The 23,235-nt window shown below is 74.1% G+C and carries 24 protein-coding genes; 17 read left to right on the top strand and 7 right to left on the bottom strand.

Annotation, left to right across the window (positions count from 1 at the left end; genetic code table 11):
- The 9 genes from zapE to KUM03_RS05820 form a co-directional block, all read left to right on the top strand.
- On the top strand, window positions 1-909 hold a 909-nt coding region (zapE, locus tag KUM03_RS05860), incomplete at its 5' end, for a cell division protein ZapE (RefSeq protein WP_217245919.1).
- Between the two features lie 194 nt (window positions 910-1,103).
- On the top strand, window positions 1,104-1,505 hold the full coding sequence (locus KUM03_RS05855) for a hypothetical protein (protein ID WP_217245918.1): 402 nt from the start codon (window positions 1,104-1,106) through the stop codon (window positions 1,503-1,505).
- 80 nt (window positions 1,506-1,585) lie between these two features.
- Window positions 1,586-2,167, top strand: a complete 582-nt coding sequence (locus KUM03_RS05850) for a carbonic anhydrase (protein WP_073731896.1) — start codon at window positions 1,586-1,588, stop codon at window positions 2,165-2,167.
- A gap of 8 nt (window positions 2,168-2,175) precedes the next feature.
- Window positions 2,176-3,657: a SulP family inorganic anion transporter gene (locus KUM03_RS05845; RefSeq protein WP_217245917.1), complete on the top strand. Its 1,482-nt coding sequence runs from the start codon at window positions 2,176-2,178 to the stop codon at window positions 3,655-3,657.
- A gap of 126 nt (window positions 3,658-3,783) precedes the next feature.
- Window positions 3,784-4,584 (top strand): slipin family protein, encoded by an 801-nt coding sequence (locus KUM03_RS05840; protein WP_217245916.1) that lies wholly within the window; start codon window positions 3,784-3,786, stop codon window positions 4,582-4,584.
- An 88-nt stretch (window positions 4,585-4,672) separates the two neighbouring features.
- Complete coding sequence (locus KUM03_RS05835; protein ID WP_217245915.1) at window positions 4,673-6,052, top strand: PhoX family protein; 1,380 nt, start codon at window positions 4,673-4,675, stop codon at window positions 6,050-6,052.
- A gap of 62 nt (window positions 6,053-6,114) precedes the next feature.
- Window positions 6,115-7,638 (top strand): FAD-dependent oxidoreductase, encoded by a 1,524-nt coding sequence (locus KUM03_RS05830; RefSeq protein ID WP_217245914.1) that lies wholly within the window; start codon window positions 6,115-6,117, stop codon window positions 7,636-7,638.
- A 95-nt stretch (window positions 7,639-7,733) separates the two neighbouring features.
- The gene (locus tag KUM03_RS05825) at window positions 7,734-8,600 is read left to right on the top strand and encodes a polysaccharide deacetylase family protein (protein WP_217245913.1); all 867 of its coding nucleotides are present in this window, start codon (window positions 7,734-7,736) and stop codon (window positions 8,598-8,600) included.
- Between the two features lie 18 nt (window positions 8,601-8,618).
- On the top strand, window positions 8,619-8,816 hold the full coding sequence (locus KUM03_RS05820; protein WP_073731891.1) for a hypothetical protein: 198 nt from the start codon (window positions 8,619-8,621) through the stop codon (window positions 8,814-8,816).
- Here the strand turns inward: KUM03_RS05820 and KUM03_RS05815 are convergent.
- Complete coding sequence (locus KUM03_RS05815) at window positions 8,808-9,479, bottom strand: ABC transporter (protein ID WP_217245912.1); 672 nt, start codon at window positions 9,477-9,479, stop codon at window positions 8,808-8,810. The genes KUM03_RS05820 and KUM03_RS05815 overlap by 9 nt on opposite strands.
- The gene (locus KUM03_RS05810; RefSeq protein ID WP_217245911.1) at window positions 9,476-10,354 is read right to left on the bottom strand and encodes an ATP-binding cassette domain-containing protein; all 879 of its coding nucleotides are present in this window, start codon (window positions 10,352-10,354) and stop codon (window positions 9,476-9,478) included. Before KUM03_RS05810 ends, KUM03_RS05815 begins: the two co-directional genes overlap by 4 nt.
- 43 nt (window positions 10,355-10,397) lie before the next feature.
- Here KUM03_RS05810 and KUM03_RS05805 point away from each other — a divergent pair, with 43 nt between their 5' ends.
- The 6 genes from KUM03_RS05805 (at window position 10,398) to KUM03_RS05780 (ending at window position 16,161) form a co-directional block, all read left to right on the top strand.
- Entirely contained in the window at window positions 10,398-11,117 is a 720-nt protein-coding gene (locus KUM03_RS05805; RefSeq protein WP_217245910.1) for a peptidyl-tRNA hydrolase, read from the top strand.
- 62 nt (window positions 11,118-11,179) lie between these two features.
- The gene (locus tag KUM03_RS05800; protein ID WP_217245909.1) at window positions 11,180-11,461 is read left to right on the top strand and encodes a hypothetical protein; all 282 of its coding nucleotides are present in this window, start codon (window positions 11,180-11,182) and stop codon (window positions 11,459-11,461) included.
- 84 nt (window positions 11,462-11,545) lie between these two features.
- The gene (locus KUM03_RS05795) at window positions 11,546-12,118 is read left to right on the top strand and encodes a GNAT family N-acetyltransferase (RefSeq protein WP_217245908.1); all 573 of its coding nucleotides are present in this window, start codon (window positions 11,546-11,548) and stop codon (window positions 12,116-12,118) included.
- A gap of 113 nt (window positions 12,119-12,231) precedes the next feature.
- Window positions 12,232-13,566: a DUF692 domain-containing protein gene (locus tag KUM03_RS05790; protein WP_217245907.1), complete on the top strand. Its 1,335-nt coding sequence runs from the start codon at window positions 12,232-12,234 to the stop codon at window positions 13,564-13,566.
- A 105-nt stretch (window positions 13,567-13,671) separates the two neighbouring features.
- Complete coding sequence (locus KUM03_RS05785; protein ID WP_217245906.1) at window positions 13,672-14,466, top strand: TIGR04222 domain-containing membrane protein; 795 nt, start codon at window positions 13,672-13,674, stop codon at window positions 14,464-14,466.
- A 114-nt stretch (window positions 14,467-14,580) separates the two neighbouring features.
- A complete protein-coding gene (locus KUM03_RS05780) occupies window positions 14,581-16,161 on the top strand; it encodes an alpha/beta hydrolase (protein ID WP_217245905.1) in 1,581 nt (526 codons plus the stop codon).
- A gap of 139 nt (window positions 16,162-16,300) precedes the next feature.
- On the opposite strand, the gene hemQ is transcribed toward KUM03_RS05780, so the two are convergent.
- Together hemQ and hemG are read right to left on the bottom strand one after the other, a co-directional pair.
- Window positions 16,301-17,032 carry a hydrogen peroxide-dependent heme synthase gene (gene hemQ, locus KUM03_RS05775; protein WP_217245904.1) on the bottom strand — a complete coding sequence of 244 codons (732 nt, stop codon included), beginning with the start codon at window positions 17,030-17,032 and terminating at the stop codon, window positions 16,301-16,303.
- Window positions 17,033-17,036: 4 nt separating this feature from the next.
- On the bottom strand, window positions 17,037-18,515 hold the full coding sequence (gene hemG, locus KUM03_RS05770) for a protoporphyrinogen oxidase (protein WP_217245903.1): 1,479 nt from the start codon (window positions 18,513-18,515) through the stop codon (window positions 17,037-17,039).
- A gap of 176 nt (window positions 18,516-18,691) precedes the next feature.
- On the opposite strand from hemG, the gene KUM03_RS05765 reads away from it, so the two are divergent.
- Window positions 18,692-19,675 carry a DUF4349 domain-containing protein gene (locus KUM03_RS05765; RefSeq protein ID WP_217245902.1) on the top strand — a complete coding sequence of 328 codons (984 nt, stop codon included), beginning with the start codon at window positions 18,692-18,694 and terminating at the stop codon, window positions 19,673-19,675.
- A gap of 27 nt (window positions 19,676-19,702) precedes the next feature.
- On the top strand, window positions 19,703-21,100 hold the full coding sequence (locus tag KUM03_RS05760) for an FAD-dependent oxidoreductase (protein ID WP_217245901.1): 1,398 nt from the start codon (window positions 19,703-19,705) through the stop codon (window positions 21,098-21,100).
- 22 nt (window positions 21,101-21,122) lie between these two features.
- On the opposite strand, the gene KUM03_RS05755 is transcribed toward KUM03_RS05760, so the two are convergent.
- From KUM03_RS05755 to KUM03_RS05745, 3 genes are read right to left on the bottom strand one after another with little or no spacing between them, the layout of a single operon-like run.
- A complete protein-coding gene (locus KUM03_RS05755) occupies window positions 21,123-21,467 on the bottom strand; it encodes a hypothetical protein (protein WP_217245900.1) in 345 nt (114 codons plus the stop codon).
- Between the two features lie 10 nt (window positions 21,468-21,477).
- Window positions 21,478-22,029, bottom strand: coding sequence for an AAA family ATPase (locus KUM03_RS05750; protein WP_308406258.1), 552 nt, complete (start codon window positions 22,027-22,029; stop codon window positions 21,478-21,480).
- A 9-nt stretch (window positions 22,030-22,038) separates the two neighbouring features.
- Window positions 22,039-23,235, bottom strand: a complete 1,197-nt coding sequence (locus KUM03_RS05745; RefSeq protein WP_308406256.1) for an MFS transporter — start codon at window positions 23,233-23,235, stop codon at window positions 22,039-22,041.

Here is a 23,235-nt window from a genome sequence, read left to right as displayed (position 1 = left end):
GCCCTGGAGGACTTCGCGGCCGGACTGGGCGCGAGCCCCACCGCCACCGGCAGGCGCGGCTTCTTCGGCTTCGGCCGCGGCAAGGCACCGAAGGCCCCCACCGGACCCCGCGGCGTCTACCTCGACGGCGGCTACGGCGTCGGCAAGACCCACCTGCTGGCCTCCCTGTGGCACGCCACCCCGGCGGAGCCGGAGCGCAAGGCGTTCGGCACCTTCGTGGAGCTGACCAACCTCGTCGGCGCCCTCGGCTTCCAGCAGACCGTGCGGACCCTCTCCGACCACCGTCTCCTGTGCATCGACGAGTTCGAGCTCGACGACCCCGGGGACACCGTCCTCGTCTCCAGCCTGCTCGGCCGGCTCGTGGAGGCCGGCGTCGCGCTCGCCGCCACCTCCAACACGCTGCCGGGCAAGCTCGGCGAGGGCCGCTTCGCCGCCGCCGACTTCCTGCGCGAGATCCAGGGCCTGTCCGCCCACTTCCGCGCCCTGCGCATCGACGGCGAGGACTACCGTCACCGCGGCCTGCCCGAGGCGCCGGCACCGTACTCCGACGAGCAGGTCACCCGCGCGGCGCGGGCCACCGGGGCCGCCTCGCTGGACGACTTCCCCGCCCTCCTCGACCACCTCGCCCGCGTCCACCCCAGCCGCTACGGCGCCCTGACCGACGGTGTCGCGGCCGTCTGCCTGACCGGGGTGCGCCCGGTGCCCGACCAGTCGACCGCGCTGCGCCTCGTCGTCCTCGCCGACCGGCTCTACGACCGCGAGGTACCCGTCCTGGCCTCCGGGCTGCCCTTCGACCGGCTCTTCGGCGAGGAGATGCTGAGGGGCGGGTACCGGAAGAAGTACTTCCGGGCGATCTCCCGGCTCACCGCGCTGGCCCGGGACGCGGCCCGCCTGGTCGACACGCCCTGAGGGCCCCGGAACAGCCGGTTCCCGCCAAACCAGCCGCCATTTTCGGGCTCTCTTCGACCCGTAACTCCCCGTTAACCCTGCAAAGCTCTTTGCAGGGTTAACGTGTTTCTTGACCGCGCATTGACCATGCGTTTGCCGGGCATTGACCTTGCCCCGGCATATACCAGCGGCAGGAACTGCCTGGAAGGGGGCGCATGTTCCGAGGCACGACGGCCCGGACCGTGGTTCCGCTCCTCGCCGCCGTCCTGTTCGCGCTCCAGTTCTTCGCTCCCGCCGCTTCCTTCGCATCCGCGCATACGGGCGGTGAAGCCGTGGCCCCCGCCCGCGCCGGAACCACCGCTTCCGGCGCGACGCCGTACGACGAGACCGTCACCTGCCACGAGGCCGGCCGTCCGGGCGGGCCGACCACCGCCCCGCGCGTCCGCGACCGCCACCGCGGCACCGCCGCGCCCCAGCCCGACACCCCTCAGCGCCCGCTGCTGCGGCACGCCGCCTTGGGGGTGCCCGAACCCGTCGTCCCCGGCCGCGGGGCCGAGCACCGCCCCAGATCCGCGACGGACCACTCCCCCGCGGCGCTGCAGGTCTTCCGCTGCTGAGGGACCGGTCGGCACATCCCCCACCTCTGTCCTGACCGTCCGACGCGCCCCCACGGCGCGCCAGGAGGAACGACCACATCATGCAGCCCCTCATCGACAACGCCCGCACGTTCGGACAGCGCCCTGAGGAGTTCGCCGGGCACGCCGAAGGCCAGTCGCCCGAAGTCCTGTTCATCACCTGCTCCGACTCCCGGGTCGTACCGGCCCTGATCACCGGAGCCCGGCCCGGCCAGCTCTTCGAGCTGCGCACCGCCGGCAACATCGTCCCGCCGTACGGCGCCGGGCACCCCTCCGGCGAGGCCGCCACCGTCGAGTACGCCGTCGAGGTCCTCGGCGTCTCGGACATCGTGGTCTGCGGCCACTCGCACTGCGGCGCCGTCGGCGCCCTGGTGCGCGGGGACGACCTGACCGCCGTACCCGCCGTCCGCGACTGGCTGGCCGAGGCCGCGGACGAACCGAAGCCCTGCGATCCCGCCGACCCGACGGTCGCCGAGGCCGTCCAGCACCACGTCCTGTCGCAGCTGCTGCGGCTGCGCTCCTACCCGTGCGTCGAGCGGCGGCTGACGGAGGGCCGGCTGCGGATGCACGGCTGGTACTACGAGGTCCACACCGGGGTCGTACGCGAACACCGGGCGGACACCGACGCGTTCGAGACGCTGTGAGCGCCGCCATGACCTCGATATCCCACAAGTTCCCGCACCTGCGGCAGGACTTCACCGCCTCGCTCGTCGTCTTCCTGGTCGCCCTCCCGTTGTGCGTGGGCGTGGCCGTCGCCTCCGGCGTCCCGGCCGAACTCGGCCTGGTCACCGGGATCGTGGGCGGCCTGGTCACCGGGTTCCTGCCGGGCAGCAGCCTCCAGGTGTCCGGTCCGGCCGCCGGCCTGACCGTGCTGGTCTTCGGCGCGGTCGACTCGTACGGACTGGCCGCACTCGGCGTGATCGTGCTGGCCACCGGGCTGATCCAGCTCGCCATGGGCGCCCTGAAGCTGGGGCGCTGGTTCCGGGCGATCTCCCTGTCGGTCGTCGAGGGCATGCTGGCCGGCATCGGCCTGGTGCTCATCGCGGGCCAGCTGTACTCGGCGGCCGGTCTGGAGGCGCCCGCCTCCGGCCTCGACAAGCTCACCGGGCTGCCCGGGGCCGCCGCCGACGCGCTGGGCAGCACCGAGGCGCTGACCTCGCTCGCCCTCGGCGCGGGCACGGTCGCCGTGATGGTGCTGTGGAAGCGGCTGCCGAAGCGGGTACAGACCGTGCCGGGCGCGCTGGCCGCGGTCGGCCTGGCCACGGCGGTCACGGCGGCGTTCGGGCTGTCGGTCGCGACCGTCGAGGTCAGCGGCCTGCTGGACGTGATCCAGCCGCCCGGCGCCGACGCCTTCGGCGAGCTGGCGAGCGTGGGCCTGCTCGGCACGGTCGTCGCCTTCACGCTGATCGCCTCGGCGGAGAGCCTGTTCAGCGCCGCGGCGGTGGACCGGCTCCACAAGGGCCCGCGCACCGAGTACAACAAGGAGCTGGTGGCGCAGGGCGCGGGCAACACGGTGTGCGGCGTCCTCGGCGCCCTGCCGATGACCGCGGTCATCGTGCGCAGCTCCACCAACGTCAACGCGGGCGCGCGCACCAAGGCGTCCCGGGTGATGCACGGCGTGTGGCTGCTGCTGTTCGCGGCGCTGCTGCCGTCCGTGCTGGCCCTGATCCCGCTGCCCGCGCTGGCGGGCATCCTGGTCCACGCGGGCTGGAAGCTGATCCCGTTCCGCGGCCTCGTGCCGCTGTGGCGTACTCACCGGGGCGAGGCGCTGATCCTGGTGGTCACGGCGGTGTCCATCGTCGCGGTGAACATGTTCGAGGGCGTGCTGATCGGTCTGGCCCTGTCCGTGGTCAAGACCGCCTGGGAGGCCTCGCACCTCAAGCTGGAGATCGTCGACAAGGGCGCCGGCCCGGTCCAGGCGCACCTGACGGGCAACGCGACCTTCCTCAGGCTGCCGAAGATCCTGGAGAGCCTGGAGGCGCTGCCGCAGGACCGGCCGGTCGAGCTGGACCTGTCCGGACTGCACCACCTGGACCACGCCTGCCGCACCGCGCTGGAGAACTGGGCCGAGCGGCACAGCTCCACCGGCACGGACCCGGTGAAGGTCACCGAACCGGCGAAGGCGGCGGTGTAGGCCCGTCGGCCCCCGTCGACACCCGTCGACATGCGGGAGGTCCGGTCCGGGGCATGGCCTCGGGCCGGGCCTCCGGCATATCGTGACAGGAGTAGGCGAAACGGTCCTCAGTGCGAGGAGGTCGCCATGCTCCAGGAGCTGCTGACCGCGGCTGCCGCCGCCGGGAGCGCCGGGGTGCTGTACATCGCGTCGGCGGCGCGGATCGTCAAGCAGTACGAGCGCGGGGTCGTCCTCCGGCTCGGCCGGCTGGCTGGTGAGGTGCGACAGCCCGGTTTCACCATGATCGTCCCGGTGGTGGACCGGCTGCACAAGGTGAACATGCAGATCGTGACGTTGCCGGTGCCCGCCCAGGAGGGCATCACCCGGGACAACGTGACCGTCCGCGTGGACGCGGTCGTCTACTTCAAGGTGGTCGACGCCGCCTACGCGCTCATCCGCGTCGAGGACTACAAGTTCGCGGTGTCCCAGATGGCGCAGACGTCGCTGCGGTCCATCATCGGCAAGAGCGACCTGGACGACCTGCTGTCCAACCGGGAGAAGCTGAACCAGGGTCTGGAGCTGATGATCGACAGCCCGGCCATCGGCTGGGGCGTGCAGATCGACCGCGTCGAGATCAAGGACGTGTCGCTGCCCGAGACCATGAAGCGCTCGATGGCCCGGCAGGCCGAGGCCGACCGCGAGCGGCGGGCCCGGGTCATCAACGCCGACGCCGAGCGCCAGGCCTCCAAGGTGCTCGCCGAGGCGGCGCGGGAGATGTCGGAGACCCCGGCCGCGCTGCAACTGCGGCTGCTGCAGACGGTGGTGGCGGTGGCCGCGGAGAAGAACTCGACGCTGGTGCTGCCGTTCCCGGTGGAGCTGCTGCGGTTCCTGGAGAACCCGCAGCGGGTGCCTCCCGGCCACACCCAGGAGCGGCCGGCCGGCATGTGACGCGTGTAGCGCGCATGGTTCCCGGGAAACGTGCCAGGTGATAGACACAGCGGGTCACAGTCCTGTCCGCCAGCAGGAAGGTCACCCCATGTCCGCAACCCGACGCCAGGTGCTCGCCCGTAGCGGGGCCCTGGGCGCAGGCATCGCCTTCACCGGAGCCCTCTCCGAGCTGTTCGCCGGCACCGCCGCCGCCCACTCCCCGGGCCGCACCGGCTACGGCCCTCTGATCCCCGACCCCGACGGCCTGCTCGACCTGCCGAGAGGATTCCGCTACCGGGTCCTGTCCCGCGAGGGCGACGAACTGCGCTCCGGCGAGGGCCCCGTCCCGTCCAACCACGACGGCATGGCGGCCTTCGCCGCGCGTTCCCGGGGCCGCCACGGCGGCGTCCACCTCGTCCGCAACCACGAGAACCGTGCCAACGGCCGGGTCCCCGTGCCCACGGTGAAGGGCCTGACGTACGACCCGGAGGGCAAGGGCGGCTGCACCGCCCTCACCCTGGACCACCGCAACCACGTCCGTGACGAACGGGTCGCGATCGCCGGTACGGCCGTCAACTGCGCGGGCGGCCCCACCCCGTGGCACACCTGGCTGACCTGCGAGGAGACCGAGGACAGGGCCGGCACCAACGGCTACACGAAGGACCACGGCTTCATCTTCGAGGTCGACCCGGTGGACCCGCACCGCACCGGCGCGGTGCCGCTGACCGCGATGGGCCGTTTCCAGCACGAGGCGATCGCCGTGGACCCGCGCCGGGGCGTCGTCTACGAGACGGAGGACGCCTTCGAGCGGCCGTTCGGCCTCTTCTACCGGTTCCTGCCCGAGAAGCCGCTGGGCGGGACGGGCTCGCTGCGGGCGGGCGGGCGGCTCCAGGCGATGCGCGTGCCCGGCGTGCCCGACCTGTCCTCGATCCAGGAGACGGGCGCCTGCTTCGACGGCGTCGAGTGGGTCGACGTACCCGACCCGCTGGCCGCCGAGACCCCGATCCGGCACCAGGACTTCGGCCGGGGCGGCATCACCCACGCGCAGAAGCTGGAGGGCTGCTACTGGGGCGGGCGCAGCGTCTACTTCGTGTCGTCCTTCGCCCGCAGCGCGGACGGTTCGGCGGCCGACCACTACGGGCAGATCTGGCGCTACGACCCCGAGCGGCGCCGGCTCACCCTGGTGATCGTCTTCGGCCCGGACACCGACGTGCAGCTGCCGGGCGAGTCCCCGGACAACATCTGCCTGGCCCCCAGCGGCGGCCTCATGGTCTGCGAGGACGGCAACGGCGCCCAGCACGTCTACGGCGTGACCCGGCGCGGTGACGTCTATGCCATGGCCCGCGGCGCCCAGAACATCGGGTCGGAGGAGGAGCCCGAGTGGGGTGAGTTCGCCGGGGTGACCTTCTCGCCCGACGGGGACACGATGTACGTCAACTGCTACACGCCCGGGACGACGTTCGCCGTGACGGGCCCCTGGCGCAGGTAGTCACGCCGCCGGGTCGCGCCGCCCGGTCACTGAAGCCCCGGCCTGTGGGTACTCGGCTCCGCATGACGGAGAACGCGCAGGTCAACGACTCCTACTGGCTTCAGACGGCACCGGGCGGCGCACCGCGCCCCGCCCTCGCGGAGGATCTCGACGTCGACGTCACCGTGATCGGCGCGGGCGTCGCCGGGCTCAGTACGGCCTGGGAGCTGGCGCGGGCGGGGCGCAGTGTGGCGGTACTGGAGGCCGGGCGGGTCGCCGCCGGGGTCACCGGGTACACCAGCGCCAAGCTGACCGCCCTGCACACCCTGATCTACGACAAGCTGCGCCGCACCCGGGGCCCCGAGGGCGCCCGGCTCTACGCCCGTTCGCAGTCCGAGGCGATCGAGCACGCCGCGGGGATCGTGGCCGAGCTGGGCATCGACTGCGACTGGGAGACGCGGGACGCGTACACGTACGTCGGCGACGCCGAGCGGGTGGACGAGGTGCGGGCCGAGGCGGCCGCCGCGAAGGAGGCGGGGCTGCCGGCGTCGTTCGTGACGGAGACGGCGCTGCCGTTCCCGGTCGCGGGCGCGGTCAAGGTCACCGGGCAGGTCCAGTTCCACCCGCGCAAGTACCTGCTGGCCCTCGCCGAGGACCTGGAGGCGCACGGCGGGCGGATCTTCGAGGACACCACCGTGCACGGCCTGGACGAGGGCGGCCCGTGCCGCGTGTCGACGGAGTCGGGGGCGACGGTCACCGCCCGGGACGTCGTGGTCGCCACCCACTACCCGATCTTCGACCGGGCCCTGCTGTTCGCCCGCCTCTCCCCGCGCCGCGAACTGGTCGTCGCCGGGAGCATCGAGGCGGACCGCGACGTGGACGGCATGTACATCACGCCGGACGAGAACACCCGCTCGGTCCGCACCGCGCCCCTGGACGAGGCGGGCCGCCGGCTGCTCATCGTCACCGGCGAGCACTTCACCCCCGGCACGGGCGACACCCGGGAGCGCTTCGACCGCCTGTCCGCCTGGGCCGGCGAGCACTTCCCCGGCGTCGACCTCACCTACGCCTGGGCCACCCAGGACATCGACCCGACGGACACCGTGCCGATGGTGGGTCCGCTGCACCCGGGCGCGAAGCACACGTACGTCGCCACCGGCTTCGGCGGGTGGGGGCTGAGCGGCGGCATGATGGCGGGGCGGCTGCTCACCGCGCAGATCACCGGCGAGGAGTGCGCGTGGAGCGGGCTGTACGACCCGCGGCGGCTGCGCACGGCGGTGCGCGAGGCGCCGGAGTTCCTCAAGACGCAGGCCGAGGTGGCGCGGCACTTCGTCGGCGACCGCCTGCGCCCCGCCCCGCCCGTGGACGCCCTGCCGCCCGGTGAGGGTGCCCTGGTCCGGGCTGGCGGCGACCGGCTGGCGGTCTACCGGGACGAGGCGGGCGCGCTGCACGCCGTGTCGTCGCGCTGCACCCACCTCGGCTGCCTGGTCGCCTTCAACGCCGCCGAGAAGGCCTGGGAGTGCCCCTGCCACGGTTCCCGCTTCGACACCGACGGCAAGGTGATCCAGGGCCCGGCGACGAAACCGCTGGAGCGGCGGGACATCTGATCCGGAGGACGGCGCCTGATCCGGGAGGGTGACCTCCCGGGCACGTCAGCACCCATAGTCATACAAACCGAACATCACGCTCGTACGTTCATGCGGTGACCACTCTCGTACGCCGCGCCGCCGCCCTGTGCGCCCTGGCCGCCTCCTCCGTCGCCCTCGCCGCCTGCGGCACCACCGAGCCCGGACAGACGCCCCGCCCGGCACCGTCCGCGCCCTCCGCCACCGCTTCCGAGCCCGCCTCGGACCGGGCGCCCACCCTCGCGCCCGGTCCGGCGGGGCTCACCCCCGTCTTCGAACACGGGCCGCGTGCCGAGGGCAAGACGATCGCCCTCACCTTCGACGCCGACATGACGGCCGACCAGGGACCGCGGGCCGCGGCCGGAGAACGGTTCGACAATCCGCGGCTGATCGCGACGCTGCGGAAGCTGGACGTGCCGGCCACGGTGTTCATGACCGGCCGGTGGGCCGAGGAGTACCCGGACGCCGCCCGGTCCATCGGCCGGGACCCGCGCTTCGAGGTCGCCAACCACTCCTACAGCCACTACGCCTACACCGACGACTGCTACGGCCTGCCGACCGTGTCCGAGGACCGGATGCGCTCCGACGTGGAGCGGGCGTACGCGGCGTTCGAGAAGGCCGGGGTACCGGATGCGATGCCGTACTTCCGTTTCCCCGGCGGCTGTTACGACAAGGCGGCTCTCAAGGCGCTGACGGCCACCGGCGTCACCGCCGTGCAGTGGGACGTGGTGAGCGGCGACGCGTTCGCGACCGACGCCGACGCGGTGGCCCGGCAGGTGCTGGACGGGGTGAAGCCGGGGTCGGTCGTCGTCATGCACTGCACCCGCAGCGCCGCTCCGGTGACCGAGGAGGCGGTGCGGAAGATCGTCCCCGAACTGCGCGACCGGGGTTACCGCTTCGTGAAGGTGTCGGAGCTGATCGGCGCCGCGAACGGCCGCCGCTGACGGGCCTACGCTGGAGGCATGAGCAGCGACGACGACCAACGCATCGACGACTACTGCCTGATCGACGCCACCCGGCCGCCGAAGGCCGACGGCCCGCCGTACGCCGAGTGCGTGCTGTGCCGGGAGCCGACGGAGTACGCCGAGTCGTACAAGGGGATCACCATGTGCCCGCGCTGCGAGTGGCAGGAGGCGCAGCGGACGGCCTGCTCAGGCTGACCTGCGCGAGCTGAGCCGGCAGGCCGCCGCGGTCGCGGCCCCGGCGATCAGGACCGCCGCGCCCAGCGGGAGCAGGGGCAGCGGTACGGTGCCCGACCGCGAGCCGGTGACCAGCCCGCTGACCGCCGCGCGCGCCGGGGAACCCGTCGCCACCAGGGCGAACAGGGCCGCGAGCAGCAGCGCGGGGAGCGCACGGCCGGGTGAGCGGAGCAGCGGCCAGGAGGTGAGCGCGCCGACTGCCGTGCCGAGCAGGGCGCACACGAGCACGGCGAGCAGACCCGAGCCGCCGGCCGCGAGCGGGGAGACGCGGGTGGCGTGGTCGGACGCGGCCGGGTCGCTGATCACCGTCACGACGGCGGTCGCCGCCGCACCCAGGACGACCGCGGCGGCCAGGGCGACCAGTACGCACGCCAGGTGGGCCCGCGCGGGACCCCGTGCCGCCGAGACGCAGCCGCGGGCGGCGGGCGGCTCACCGGTGACGCAGACGCGCACCAGCCAGGCCGCGACCGGCAGCAGCATGGCCGCCGCCCAGCCCAGCGAGTCGAGCACCGGCTGTCCGCCCTGCACACCGACGGCCAGGACGGCGGCGTACAGGACGACGGGCGGGAGCCAGCGCCGGGAGCGCAGCAGCAGGGCGGTCTGGTAGCGGAACAGGGCGGTCAACGGGGGTCCTCCTGAGCCGGTCCACTGGCTTCCCTTTGGGCGTGCACGCTCGCCACGTGCCACGGCGGCTCGGCGGTCAGGAGCGCGCGCAGCAGGACGTCGGAGTGGGAGGCGGGGACGGTGAGAGTGTGACGGCCGGGGCGGTCCTCCTCCGCCGAGTCGGCGATCCGCAGCGCCTCGGCGGGCGGGGTGCCGCCCCGCGGGCCGTGCGCCCGGACGACGACGCGCGGCCCGTCCGCGACCGGGGCGGGCCGGGTACGGCGGTGCAGGGCGCCGTCGCGGACGACGTACGTGGCGTCGGACGCGCCGGCCAGGCGGCGCGGATCGTGGTCGACGAAGACGACGGCGCCCCCGGCCGCCGTCCGTTCCGCGACCGCCCGGTCCAGCTCCTCCCGGGCGTCGGCGTCCAGCCCGGTCCAGGCCTCGTCGAGGACGAGCAGGTCCGGTTCGGCGAGCAGGGCCTGCGCCACGGCCACCTTCTGGCTGCCGCCCTTGGACAGCCGCTCCAGCGGCGTGCCGGCGTGCCCGGCGGCGCCCAGTCGCTCCAGCCACCGCCCGGCCGCCGAGGCCGCCGCCCGGCGGGAGAGCCCGTGGACGGTGCCGAGGTGGGTGAGGTAGGCGGCGGCGGTGAAGGGCAGGGCGGGCGGGAAGCGCTCGGGGACGTAGGCCGTGCGCGGCCGGCCGGTGATCCGGCCCTCGGTGGGGGCGTCGATGCCGGCGAGCAGGCGCAGCAGGGTCGACTTGCCGGTGCCGTTGGTGCCCTCGATCCGGACCAGGGTGCCGGGCGGCAGCCTCAGGTCGACGCCGCGCAGCACCCAGGGCCCGCGGACGCCGTAGCGGCGGCCCACCGCGTCCAGCCGTAGCTCGCTTCGCATGGGGTCATCCTCTCGCGTCCGCACGGCTTGGCAGACTGTGTTCGTGAGCAACGACGCGACGACGCCCGTCCCCGACAGCCCCTTCCGCCCCGAGCCCGGCGACCGCGACCTCGCGCCGCAGTTCGTCCTGCCGCTGGTCGTCCGCATCGAGCGGGCGGCGCCCCCGCCCCGTACCGACGCGCTGGAGACCGCGGCCCGGGCGGTGCTGGTGATGCTGGGCGACGAGCGGTCCACCGGCGACGGCGAGTGGGCCCGGGCGGTGCGGGACTGGCAGGACGCACGCATCCGCAAGGTCGTGCGGCGGGCGCGCGGCGCCGAGTGGCGCCGGGCCGAGGCCCTGCCCGGTATCACGGTCACCGGGAAGACGGCGGAGGTACGGGTCTTCCCGCCGGTCCCGCTGGACGGCTGGCCCAAGGACCTGGCCCGCCTCCAGGTCTCGGGCACCGACCTCGACGACCCGGAGCCGCCGGTCGACGCCGACCTCTCCGCGCCGGTGCTGTGGATGAACCCGGACCTGGACATGTCGGCCGGCAAGGCGATGGCCCAGGCCGGGCACGGCGCGCAGCTCGCCTGGTGGGAGCTGGACGGCGCGGGCCGGGCCGCCTGGCGGGAGGCGGGGTACCCGCTGACGGTGCGCTCCCCAGGCCCGGACCGCTGGCGGGCCCTCACGACGAGCGGGCTGCCGGTGGTCCGCGACGCCGGGTACACGGAGATCGCGCCGGGGTCGTGCACGGTGGTGGCGGACCACCCCGCGTTGCGGTAGGCGCGGGGTGGGCGCCGGTCCGCCGGGGAGCAGGGCGCGCGGCCTGGTCGTAATGTGGTGGTATGGCACTGCTGATGGAGATCGAGTATCCCGGCGTCACCGCCGAGCAGTACGACGAGGTCCAGGAGACCGCAGGCACTCGTTCCGGACGCCCGGCCCCCGGCGGCCTGCTCGGCCACCTGGCCGTCGTCACGGCGGACGGCCTGCGCGTGGTGGACGTGTGGGAGTCCAGGGAGGCCCTGGAGGCCTATCTGCCGGTCATCCTGCCCGCCACGAAGGCGGCCGGCTTCCCGGACGCCGAACCGCGGCTGTCCGAGATCCACAACGCCGTCTTTCCGGGCTGATCGTCTTTCCAGGCTGATCGTCTTTCCGGGCTGACGGCGGCCGGCTCCGGGACGTCGCACCGTACGCCGTGGCATCGTGGTGCCATGACCATCGACGTCCGCCCGGCCTCGGTCTTCGAGGACGTCCGTGCGGTGCTCGGCCCGAAGTCCCCTCAGGCCAACGTCTGCTGGTGCCTGAGTTACCGCGTCCCCTCCAAGGTCAACAACGAACTGCGCGGCCCGGCCCGCGGCGCCCACGTCGCCGAACTGTGCCGCACGGGGCCGCCTGTGGGCGTGCTCGCCTACGACGGTGACGAGCCGGTCGGGTGGGCCGCCGTGGCGCCGCGCGCGGACACCTCCTTCGCCCGCAACCGCAAGATCCCGCACGTGGACGACCTGCCGGTCTGGTCGTTGTGGTGCGTGCGCGTACGGCCCGGTCACCGCAAGCAAGGGATCTCGCACGCCCTCATCGCCGGGGCGGTCGACTTCGCCCGCTCCCAGGGCGCTCCGGCCATCGAGGCGTATCCGCTGGACAACGGGGACGCCCGGGTCGACCTGACCATGGCGTACGCCGGGATCCGGAAGAATTTCGAGCGCGCCGGGTTCGTCCACGCCGCCGACACCACCTCCGTACTGGCCGGCCACCCCCGGATCCTGATGCGGCTCGACCTGCGCTGACGCCCGGCGCCCCCGCCGAACCTCAGATGTTGCTCTGAACATGCCCTACCCGGGGTTCGGGCCGGGTGCGCCGGGCGATACCTCCGGCATACCGGCAGGAGGGGGACGGAACCATGGAGCGAACGGCACGGCTGGGCACCGGTATCGGATGGCGTCCGGAGATCGCCGGCGCCGTAGAGGCGATGCCCGGCATCGACTGGGTCGAGGCCGTGTCCGAGAACCTCTGCCCCGGGCACCTGCCCGAGTCCCTGGTCCGGTTGCGCGAGCGCGGGGTGACCGTGGTGCCGCACGGGGTCTCGCTCGGGCTCGGCGGGGCCGAACGGCCGGACGCCGGACGGCTCGCGGCGCTGGCCGAACGGGCCGAGGCACTGGGGTCGCCGCTGGTGACCGAGCACATCGCGTTCGTCCGGGCGGGCGGCCCCCTGACCGCCTCGCAGCGGCTGGAGGCGGGGCACCTGCTGCCCGTACCGCGCACCCGCGACGCCCTTGACGTGCTCTGCGAGAACGTGCGCATCGCACAGGACGCGCTGCCCGTGCCGCTCGCCGTGGAGAACATCGCCGCGCTCATCGCCTGGCCGGGCGAGGAGATGACGGAGGGACAGTTCCTGTACGAGCTGGCCGACCGGACGGGGGTGCGGCTGCTGATCGACGTGGCGAACCTGCACACCAACCATGTCAACCGCGGTGAAGACCCGGCCGAGGCGCTCGGCGAACTGCCCCTGGAGGCCATCGCCTACGTCCATGTCGCGGGCGGCTTCGAGCGGGACGGCGTGTGGCACGACAGCCACGCCCACCCCGTCGCGCAGCCGGTGCTCGACATCCTGACCGACCTCGCCTCGCGGGTGGCGCCGCCCGGTGTCCTGCTGGAGCGCGACGAGAACTTCCCCGCGGCCGAGGAGCTGGAGGGCGAGGTGGCGGCGATCCGCGCCGCCGTGGAGAAGGGGCGGGCGGCGGCGGGCGGACCCGTCGCCGGGAGGCGGACCGCCGCGCGGGACGCGGCCGGCGCCGGGGACGCCGTACGGCAGCGGCTGGCCCTCGCGCAGGCCGCGCTGCTGTCCGCGCTGGTCGCCGGGACGCCCGTGCCCGAGGGGTTCGACCGGGTGCGGCTGGGCGTGCAGGCGCGGGCGCTCGCCGGGAAGCGGGCGGACGTGGTCGCGAAGGTCGCGCCCGAACTGCCGGTGATCCTCGGCACCGGATACCGGCCGGCCTTCCTGTCCTACGCCCAGGGGCGGCCGATGGCCGGGGGCTACCGCCGCGACGCCCTCGACTTCGCCGAGCATCTGCTGCGGGACGGACTCCCGCAGGACGAGGCCGTGCGGCGGGAGTTGCGGGAGTGGTGGCTGGAGCGAGAGGGGCCGGTGCCGCGTCCGCGGCGTCCCGGGGCGCGGTGGGCGCGTGCGACCGGGCGGGCGCTGCTGCGCCGCCGGACCGCACCGGGCCGGACCTGACCTGGCCTGATCCGGACAAACGGAACGTCACATACCCACAACACTGCGTCCCGAAATGTGAACAGGGCATGGCGCCGGCGAAAGCCTTTGGCATAGAAGTACGGCATGTTCTGGGTCCTTCTCCTCCTGGCGGCTTGGGCCGTCGCCGGCCTGGCGTGCCTGCGGCTGTGCCTGGCCGCCGTGCGCGCGGCGGCCGCCGCCCCGCACGCCGTCGACCGTGAGCACGCGCTGACGCTGTACGAGGCGGCGTTCCTGGCGGGCGGCCCCCGGAGGGTCGCCGACCTGACGCTGGTCTCCATGGCCCGCCAGCGGCGGCTGCTGCTCGCGCACACCGGCTGGGCGACCGTCGTCGACCCTTGCGGGCGGGACGAGATGGAGCGTTCGGTGATAGGGGCGATAGGACCCGAGGGGCAGTCCCGGATAGCGCCGGTGCGGGCCACCGCGGCCGCCGCCGAAGCGGTGCGGGGGCTGGCCGACCGGCTGGTCCGGGCGGGCCTCGCCGTGCCGGACGGCGCCCGCGGTGTCGCGGCCGGCGTGCAGCGGGTGCAGGTCGCCGCCGTCACCGTGGTCGCGCTGGGCGCCGCCGCGCTGGCCCTGCCGCTGCCCGTGGACCAGCCGCGCCCGCTGATCGCCCTGTGGTTCGCGCTGCCGCTCACCCTCACCCTGGGGTGCCTCGCCATCACGCGGATGGAGGTCCACCCGTACTCGCGCTGGGCGTCCCCGGCCGGGCAGCGGATGATCGGCGCCCTGGTCCGGAAGGCCGACGGTTCGGCGGACGACCGTACGTACCTGACCTCGGTCGCCGTGCGCGGCGTGCACGCGATCGGCGAACCGGACCTGCGTGCGGCCTTCGCCCACCGCGAGCGCCACGTCGAGGAGTACCAGGAGCGCCAGGGCTGACGCGCCGGGGGCGTACGGAGGCACTGGGCGCCGACACCCGGGGGCGGTGCTTGCCTCGCCGGGTCGCCGTACCAAACATCCCTTGTGTCACTCCGTGCACCGAAGGGATACGCGATGCGAGCTGCCGCCCTCTACTCGGCCGCCGGGTCCTTGCTGCTGACCACCCTCGCCGCCGCTCCGGCGGAGGGGACCCCGGGCGGGCCCACAACCGCCGAGGCGCGCGGCACCGCCGTGGCCGCCACCCGCGCGGCGGCGGCCGGCATCGAGTTCGGCAGGTGCCCGAAGGCGGAGGAACTGCCGGCCGCCATGCGCTGCGGCACCGTCACCGTGCCCCTGGACTACGCGCACCCCGACGGGAAGCGGATCGAGCTCACCGTCAGCCGGGTGCGGGCCACCCACAAGCACTCGGACGACGACGGGCGCGAGGTTCCCGGACAGGGCGCGCTCCTCTACAACCCCGGTGGACCGGGCGCCTCGGGGCTGTACTTCCCGCTGGTCGGCATGGTGCCCGAGTGGAAGCGGATCGCCGCCGCGTACGACCTCGTCGGATACGCCCCGCGCGGGGTCGCGCCCTCGGCGCCGCTGTCGTGCCAGGACCCCGGGGACTTCTTCAAGGGACCCCGTCCGGCGCCGACGCGGCCCTCGGACGCGTACAAGGAGCAGCGCGCCGCCGAGGCCGAGGCGTACGCGCGCGGCTGCGCCGAGCGGGCCGGGGACGCGCTGCGGCACTACCACTCCCTCAACAACGCCCGGGACCTGGAGGTCGTGCGGGCCGCGCTGGGCGAGGAGAAGCTGACGTTCATGGGGGCGTCGTACGGCACATACCTCGGGGCGCTGTACGCCGAGCTGTTCCCCTCGCGGGTGCGGCGGATGGTGTTCGACTCGGTGGTGAACCCCGATCCCGAGGGGATCTGGTACCGCAACAACCTGGAGCAGTCGGAGGCGTTCGAGGACCGCTGGACGGACTTCAAGGAGTGGATCGCCGAGCACCACGCCGTGTACGGGCTCGGGGACTCGCCGAGGGAGGTTCAGAACAGCTACGAGGAGGCGAGCGAGCGGCTCGCGGCACAGCCCGCGGGCGGGACGGTGGGGCCCGCGCAGTTGCAGGGGGCGTTCCTGAAGGCCGGTTACTACGACGACTACTGGCCGCACCGCGCCGAGGCACTGTCGGCGTATCTGAAGGGCGACCCGCAGCCGCTGATCGACCAGGCGGGGACCCGGACCGAGGAGGGCGCGGTCGGGGCGGAGAACTCCAACGCCGTGTACACGGCCGTCGAGTGCAACGACGCGCCCTGGCCGACGGACTTCGAGGTCTGGGACCGGGACAACACGCGGCTGGCCCGCCGGGCGCCGTTCGAGACGTGGGACAACGTGTGGACCAACCTGCCGTGCGCCTACTGGCAGGCGCCCCGGCAGCAGCCGCTCGACGTGCGCACCGGGCCGGGTGAGCTGCCGCCGACTCTGATCCTGGCCGCCGAAGAGGACGCGGCGACCCCGTACGAGGGGGCTCTGGAGCTGCGCCGGCGGCTGTCGGGGTCGGTGCTGGTGACCGAGCGGGACGCCGGGTCGCACGGCGTCGGCGGCGGGCCGAACGAGTGCGTCAACGGCCACCTGGAGGCGTACCTGCTGGACGGCCGCCTCCCGGCGCGGGACACGTCGTGCGCCCCGCGCCCGGAGCCGGAGCCGAGGGCCTGACCGGCCCGGCCACCGGCTCACGAGGTGCGCTCAGGCCAGCCCGGCCACCAGCTCCGCGAGATCCTTGCGGCGCCCGGTGCTGCTTCCCCCGGGGGACAACCCCCGGACCCCCGGCCGACCCGACAACCACGCCGACCGATCAGGCCAGCCCGGCCACCAGCTCGCCGAGATCCTTGCGGCGCCCGGTGTAGAAGGGGATCTCCTCGCGGACGTGCATGCGGGCCTCGGAGGCGCGCAGGTGGCGCATGAGGTCGACGATGCGGTGCAGCTCGTCGGCCTCGAAGGCGAGGATCCACTCGTAGTCGCCCAGGGAGAAGGAGGCGACCGTGTTGGCGCGCACGTCCGGGTAGCCGCGGGCCATCTTGCCGTGGTCGGCGAGCATGCGGCGGCGGTCCTCGTCGGGCAGCAGGTACCAGTCGTAGGAGCGCACGAACGGGTAGACGCTGATGTAGTCGCGCGGCGTCTCGTCGGCCAGGAAGGCCGGGATGTGCGAGCGGTTGAACTCGGCGGGGCGGTGCAGCGCCATGTTCGACCAGACGGGCTCCAGCGCGCGGCCGAGCCTGGTGCGGCGGAAGAGGTTGTACGCCTCCTGGAGCTGGTCGGCGGTCTCGGCGTGCCACCAGATCATGAGGTCGGCGTCCGCGCGCAGCCCGGACAGGTCGTAGGTGCCGCGGATCGTCACGTCCTTGGCGGCGAGCTGGTCGAACAGCTCCTGGACCTCGTCGGCGTACCCGGCGCGGTCCTCGGGGAGGGTGTCCTTCAGCTTGAAGACGGACCAGAGGGTGTAGCGGATGACCTCGTTGAGGTCCTTGGCCAGCTTGCCCTTGTTGGGGATCCGCTCGGCGGCGGGGGTGGAGGCGTCGTCACTCATGACCCTATTCTCCCGCTCCGCCGTGCAGGCTCTGCACCGGGTGGGCCGTGAGCCGCTGCACACCCCGCGGGTCGCCGTGGAGCTGGTCGACGGCGGCGTACGCGCTCGCGATGCTCGCCGGGATGCCGACGCCGTCGTAGGCGGCTCCGCACACGGCGAGGCCCGGGAGCTTCGCGACGTGTTCGCGGACGCGGGCCACGCGCGCGTGGTGGCCGACGGGGTACTGGGGCAGGCCGTCGTGCCAGCGGGTGACGCGGGTGGCGACGGGCGCGGCGGCCAGACCGGTGGCCTGCTCCAGGTCGCGCCGGGACACGTCGACCAGGCCGGCGTCGTCACGGCCGAGGACCTCCATCTCGCCGTACCGGCCCACGGAGGTGCGCAGGACGACCACGTCGGGGTCCTCGGCGTCGATCCAGCCCCACTTGCGGGAGGCGAAGGTGGACGCCTTGATGGTGCGGCCGTCTACCGGCGGGACCAGGAAGCCGCTGCCCTCCGGGAGGGTGGCGGCGTCCGCGCGGCGGTACGCGAGGGTGATCAGGGCCATCGACGCGTACTCCACCCCGGCCAGCTCGGCCGCCGCGGCGGGGGCCTCGGCGCGCAGCAGCTCGGCGGCGGGGCGGGCGGGGAGGGCGACGACGACCGCGTCGGCGTGCAGCACCCGGTCGGCGGCGGTGATCCGCCAGCCGTCGTCGGCGGTGCGGCGCAGCTCCGTCACGGGCGCGCCGGTGACGATCTCGCCGCCCCGCGCGCGCACCGACTCCGCGACAGCGGGCGGGAGGGTGCCGATGCCGCCCTCGATGCCCATGAACACCGGGCCGGTCGCGGGCGCGGTGGCCGTCCGGCCCTGGATCGCGCGCACCGCCTCGGTCAGGGAGGTGTGCGTGCGGGCGGCCTCGAAGAGCTGGGGCACGGCCGAACGCAGGGAGATGCGGTAGGCGTCGCCCGCGTAGACGCCGCCCAGCAGCGGTTCGACGAGGCGGTCGACGACCTCGCGGCCCAGGCGCGCCGCCACGTACTCCCCCACCGCCACGTCGTCGCCGATCTCGGTGCGGGGCAGCTCGGCGTCGCGCTCGATGCGGGCCAGGCCCTCCTCGGTCAGGACCCCGGACAGGGCGGCGGCGGTGCCGGGCACGCCCATGACGTGACCCTTGGGCATGGGGCGCAGGGCGCCGCGGGTCCACAGGGAGGCCGACGCGGTGGCCGGCGGCTGGAGGCGGTCGGCGAGTCCCACCTCGCGGGCCAGGCCGACGGCCTCGGGGCGGCGGGCCAGCATGGACTCGGCGCCCAGGTCGACGCGCACGCCGGCGATCTCGCCGGGCAGCAGCTTGCCGCCGACGCGGTCCGACGCCTCCAGCACGGTCACCCGCACGCCCCGCTCCAGCAGCCGGTGGGCGGCGGCCAGCCCGGCGATCCCGCCTCCGACAACGACAACCTGCCCGGCGTCCACGGACGTCCCACCCGCGGAGTTCTCCCTTGCGCTCATGCCTCCAGCGTCTCAGACCGCACTGACAGCTCGGGGTGCGGGACGGCGGGCCCGGCGGCGTCGAGAGGGCCCCGCGAGTCCGGACCGTGACCTGTTCGGGACCGTTTCGCGCCGACCCCGGGGCCCGTTGCCGCGTCGTAGGAACGACAGTCGTACCGACGATCTCGGGGGTCCATATGCGCACACCACGTTCCCTGCGTCCCGTTCCGGCGCTGGCCGCCGTCCTGCTGGCGGCGGCCCTGGCGCTCACCGGGTGCAGTTCGGGGGGCGACGACTCGGCCGGGAGCGCTGCGGACAGCGCCGCCAAGGAAGCCGCCCCGACCCGGGCGAGCGACCGGCAGGGCGCCGCGGGCGGCGACACGACGGAAGGGACGAAGCCGCCGAAGGCCGCCGCGAGCCACGTCATCCGCACCGCCTCGCTGACCGTGCGGGTCGAGGACGTCCCCAAGGCCCTCGACCAGGCCCGCGCCACGACCGAGAACGCGGGCGGCTACGTGGGCGAGGAGACCACTCGCCGGGACGGGGAGGGCCGCGAACGGACCCGGGTCGTGCTGCGCGTGCCCGTCGACTCCTACCAGGACGTCCTGGACGACCTGGAGGGCACCGGGAAGCTGCTGGACCGCAGCGCGAAGGCCGAGGACGTCACCGACCAGGTCGTCGACGTGGAGAGCAGGATCAAGTCGCAGCGCGCCAGCGTGATCCGGGTGCGCGAGCTGATGGACCGGGCGACGAAGCTGAGCGACGTGGTGACGCTGGAGGGCGAGCTGAGCAGCCGTCAGGCGGAACTGGAGGCGCTGCTGGCCCAGCAGGCGTCCCTCAAGGACCGCACCAGCCTGGCCACCATCACCCTCTCCCTGTCCGAGACGCCGGTGGAACGGGCGGAGAAGGACGACGACCCCGGGTTCACGGACGCGCTGGCCGGCGGCTGGGACGCCTTCGTGACGATGCTGCGCTGGCTGGCGGTGGCGGTGGGCGCGGTGCTGCCCTTCGCCGCGGTGGCGGCGCTGCTGGTGCTGCTGTGGCTGCGGGTGGTGCGGCCCCGGCTACCGCGCCGGACGGCACCGGTGCCCGCGGCGCCCACGACCGCGCCCACGACCGCGCCCTCCGCCGCGTCGGCCCCGCTGCCGACGGCCCGGCCGGCCCCCGGCGGGCGGGACTGAAATGCCCCGCCCCCGTAGCGTGTTCGCATGAACATGAGCGCTGCGGGCGGTACGAGAGAGCGACTGGTCGTGATCGGCGGTGACGCCGCGGGGATGTCCGCGGCGTCACAGGCCCGCCGGCTGAAGGGCCCGGACGAGCTGGAGATCGTGGCGTTCGAGCGCGGCCACTTCAGTTCGTTCTCGGCGTGCGGCATCCCGTACTGGGTCGGCGGTGACGTGACCGACCGGGACGAGCTGATCGCCCGGACGCCGAAGGAGCACCGCGCGCGGGACATCGACCTGCGGATGCGGACCGAGGTCACGGAGATCGACGTCGCGGGCGGGCGAGTGCGCGCGCGTGACGTCGATTCGGGGGCGGAGACCTGGACGTCGTACGACAAGCTCGTCATCGGCACCGGGGCGCGCCCGATCCGCCCCCGGATGCCGGGCGTCGACGCGCCCGGCGTGCACGGGGTGCAGACGCTGGACGACGGGCAGGCGCTGCTCGACACGCTGGCCGGCACGAGCGGCCGCCGCGCGGTGGTCGTCGGCGCCGGGTACATCGGCGTGGAGATGGCCGAGGCCCTCATCAACCGCGGCTACGAGGTCACGGTGGTCAACCGGGGCCGGGAGCCGATGTCGACCCTCGACCCCGACATGGGCCGCATGGTGCACGAGGCGATGGAGGGCCTCGGCATCACCATGGTGAACGGCGCCGAGGTCACCGAGGTGCTCACCAGGGACGACGGCCGGGTCCGCGCGGTGGCCACCGCGGACGCCGAGTACCCGGCGGACGTGGTGGTCCTCGGCATCGGCGTACGTCCCGAGACCTCGCTCGCCGAGGCCGCCGGGCTGCCGCTGGGCGCCCACGGCGGGCTGCTGACCGACCTGGCCATGCGAGTGCGCGGGCACGAGAACATCTGGGCGGGCGGCGACTGCGTGGAGGTCCTGGACCTGGTCTCCGGGCAGGAGCGGCACATCCCGCTCGGCACCCACGCCAACAAGCACGGCCAGGTGATCGGCACCAACGCGGGCGGCGGTTACGCCACCTTCCCGGGTGTGGTGGGCACCGCGGTCAGCAAGGTCTGCGACTTGGAGATCGCGCGGACCGGGCTGCGCGAGAAGGACGCGCTGCGGGCGGGACTGCGGTTCGTGACGGCCACCATCGAGTCCACCAGCCGCGCCGGTTACTACCCGGGCGCCTCTCCCATGACGGTGAAGATGCTCGCCGAGCGGCGCACCGGGCGGCTGCTCGGCGTGCAGATCGTCGGCCGCGAGGGCGCGGGCAAGCGGGTCGACATCGCCGCGGTGGCCCTCACGGCCGGGATGACGGTGGAGCGGATGACGGCCCTGGACCTCGGTTACGCGCCGCCGTTCTCACCGGTGTGGGACCCCGTGCTGGTGGCCGCCCGCAAGGCGGTGCGGGCGGTGGAGCGGCAGGGCTGACACGAGGCGCGCGAGCGGCCCCTCACGCCGTTCCGTTGATCCGGTCGATGGCCTGCCGCGCCTGCTCGGCCGGGGGCCGCGAGGGCAGGGACGACACCGAGGCCGGGGCGGTCGTCGTGGCCGGGGCGCCCACCGCGGGCGGCTGCTCGCCGGCCGGCCTGGCGTGCGCGGCACCCCGCGCGGAGCGCAGCCGGTGACTGACCGCTTCGTCCAGTGTGACCGGCCGCCGCATCTGCGCGGCCAGCCGCCCGGCCTCCTGTCCGAGCCGGGCGACGTCCTCCCAGGGCAGCCGCAGCACGAGGGCGACCTCGGCCTCGCCGTCGGGCAGGGCGTGCATCGCGGGAGCCGCTGTGACCCGTTCGTTCATCGCCTGTTCCTCACGTCGTTCCCGCGCCCCGCCTTCCCCGGGACGCGGGCGGTTGAGGGGACATACGCACGGCGGGACCGCGGCGTTCACTCAAGCGCTTCGGGACACCTGTGTCTCCTCCGGTGCCGGCAGCGGGCCCACCCTTTCGAGGATCTCGTCCGCGAGGGCGCCGAGCGCGCCTTCCGGATGCAGGGGCTGGATCTGCCGCTTCGGCCTCGGGGTCGCCCAGGTACTCGGTTCGCGCGTCGATGCGTGCCGCCAGGACTTCCGCGGGGACGTCGACGAAGAAGTGTTCGACACGGACGGCGGCCATGTCGAGCAGACCGAAGATCTCCGCGACGTACTCCTTCTTGAGCAGTGTCATCGGCACGAGCAACGGACGCCGGTACTGGAGCACCAAGCCGGCAGCGATGGCCGCGACCTCGGTGCGCCACAGGGGGATGGTCACGATGCCGCCGAGCAGTTCCCCCACCGACTCGGGGTCGAACACCAGGGCCGTCGGCACGCGGTCGCGCAACTGCGCGACGAGGGTGGTCTTGCCGCTGCCGAAAGCCCCGTAGATCCAGATATCTCAGACCGGGGACGTCTCGCCCCGGACGGCCGGTGCGGGGGTCCAGCGGATGCGGGTGCCGCACAGGGAGACGGCGACCGCGGCGGCGGCCACGGCGCCCATGCCCCACGCCAGGCTGCTCGCGCCCGCGATGAAGCCGATGAGGGGCGGGCCGGCCAGCAGGCCGGTGGTTCCCATGGCGGCGACGAGGGTCAGCGCGTCCGAGCCCTGCCGGGCGGCGGCCGCGTAGACGCAGGGGGTCACGGCCGCGATGCCCAGGCCCATGCAGGCGAAGCCGGCCAGGGCCGGGGCGACGCCGCCGATGACCAGGGCGACGGCGAGGCCGGTGCCGGCCACCGCGCTGCCCACCAGGACGACCCGTCCGTCGCCCCAGCGGCCCCGCCAGCCGTCGGCGAAGAGGCGGGCGACGACCATCATTCCCGACACGACCGCGATGCCGAGGGGTGTCAGTTCCGCGGACGCCCGGGCGACGTCCTTCAGGTAGAGGGCGGACCAGTCGTTCATGGCGCCCTCGGCGACCGTGCCGAAGACCATGGCGCAGCACATCCACAGGGTCGGTCGGGACGGGAGAGTCCAGCGGCCGCTCCGGCGCTCCGGCTCGGGAGCGGCCGGTGCGTCGTCGTCGAGCAGTCCCGTGCGCGCGGACGCGCCCAGGACGACGAGGAGGGCGGCGGCCACGCCGAAGTGCGCGGCGACCGATCCGGTGACGGCGGTCATGCCGGAGGCGACGAGGGCCGCGAGCAGCGACCCGGCGCTGAACGTCGCGTGCAGTTTCGCCATGGTGTTGCGCTCGTGCCGTGCCTCCAGGGCCGCGCCCTGTGCGTTCATGGCCACGTTCAGGCAGCCCACCAGGACTCCGTCGGCGCACAGCACCAGCAGGGCCACCGGGTAGTTCGGGGCGGCGGCCAGCGCGGGCAGCAGGAGCGCCAGGCCGAGCTGGGACAGGAGGGCGAGCCGCCGGGAGCCGAGGCGCCGCATCAGCCAGGCGACGAGGGGGAAGGACACCGCCGCGCCGACCCCCGCGGCCATCAGGAGCACGCCCACTTCGGCGGCGGTCAGCTCCAGGTCGGACTTGAGGGCCGGGATCCGTGCGGCCCAGGTGGCGTACTGGAAGCCGAGGGACAGGAACAGCGCGGCGATGGCCAGTTGGCCGCGCCGGAACGGATCGCGGGTATGGGAGTCGCGGGGAGGGGACAC

The organism is Streptomyces sp. AC602_WCS936 (assembly GCF_019049125.1).
GTDB lineage: Bacteria > Actinomycetota > Actinomycetes > Streptomycetales > Streptomycetaceae > Streptomyces.
The sequence above is the reverse complement of the archived record's forward strand: the minus strand, read 5'-3'. Positions and strand labels throughout refer to the sequence as shown.

Coding starts and splice junctions, on each gene's coding strand:
- KUM03_RS05855 (WP_217245918.1), top strand. CDS start 1,104: ATGTTCCGAGGCACGACGGCCCGGACCGTGGTTCCGCTCCTCGCCGCC.
- KUM03_RS05850 (WP_073731896.1), top strand. CDS start 1,586: ATGCAGCCCCTCATCGACAACGCCCGCACGTTCGGACAGCGCCCTGAG.
- KUM03_RS05845 (WP_217245917.1), top strand. CDS start 2,176: ATGACCTCGATATCCCACAAGTTCCCGCACCTGCGGCAGGACTTCACC.
- KUM03_RS05840 (WP_217245916.1), top strand. CDS start 3,784: ATGCTCCAGGAGCTGCTGACCGCGGCTGCCGCCGCCGGGAGCGCCGGG.
- KUM03_RS05835 (WP_217245915.1), top strand. CDS start 4,673: ATGTCCGCAACCCGACGCCAGGTGCTCGCCCGTAGCGGGGCCCTGGGC.
- KUM03_RS05830 (WP_217245914.1), top strand. CDS start 6,115: ATGACGGAGAACGCGCAGGTCAACGACTCCTACTGGCTTCAGACGGCA.
- KUM03_RS05820 (WP_073731891.1), top strand. CDS start 8,619: ATGAGCAGCGACGACGACCAACGCATCGACGACTACTGCCTGATCGAC.
- KUM03_RS05810 (WP_217245911.1), bottom strand. CDS start 10,354: ATGCGAAGCGAGCTACGGCTGGACGCGGTGGGCCGCCGCTACGGCGTC.
- KUM03_RS05800 (WP_217245909.1), top strand. CDS start 11,180: ATGGCACTGCTGATGGAGATCGAGTATCCCGGCGTCACCGCCGAGCAG.
- KUM03_RS05795 (WP_217245908.1), top strand. CDS start 11,546: ATGACCATCGACGTCCGCCCGGCCTCGGTCTTCGAGGACGTCCGTGCG.
- KUM03_RS05790 (WP_217245907.1), top strand. CDS start 12,232: ATGGAGCGAACGGCACGGCTGGGCACCGGTATCGGATGGCGTCCGGAG.
- KUM03_RS05785 (WP_217245906.1), top strand. CDS start 13,672: ATGTTCTGGGTCCTTCTCCTCCTGGCGGCTTGGGCCGTCGCCGGCCTG.
- KUM03_RS05780 (WP_217245905.1), top strand. CDS start 14,581: ATGCGAGCTGCCGCCCTCTACTCGGCCGCCGGGTCCTTGCTGCTGACC.
- hemQ (WP_217245904.1), bottom strand. CDS start 17,032: ATGAGTGACGACGCCTCCACCCCCGCCGCCGAGCGGATCCCCAACAAG.
- hemG (WP_217245903.1), bottom strand. CDS start 18,515: ATGAGCGCAAGGGAGAACTCCGCGGGTGGGACGTCCGTGGACGCCGGG.
- KUM03_RS05765 (WP_217245902.1), top strand. CDS start 18,692: ATGCGCACACCACGTTCCCTGCGTCCCGTTCCGGCGCTGGCCGCCGTC.
- KUM03_RS05760 (WP_217245901.1), top strand. CDS start 19,703: ATGAACATGAGCGCTGCGGGCGGTACGAGAGAGCGACTGGTCGTGATC.
- KUM03_RS05755 (WP_217245900.1), bottom strand. CDS start 21,467: ATGAACGAACGGGTCACAGCGGCTCCCGCGATGCACGCCCTGCCCGAC.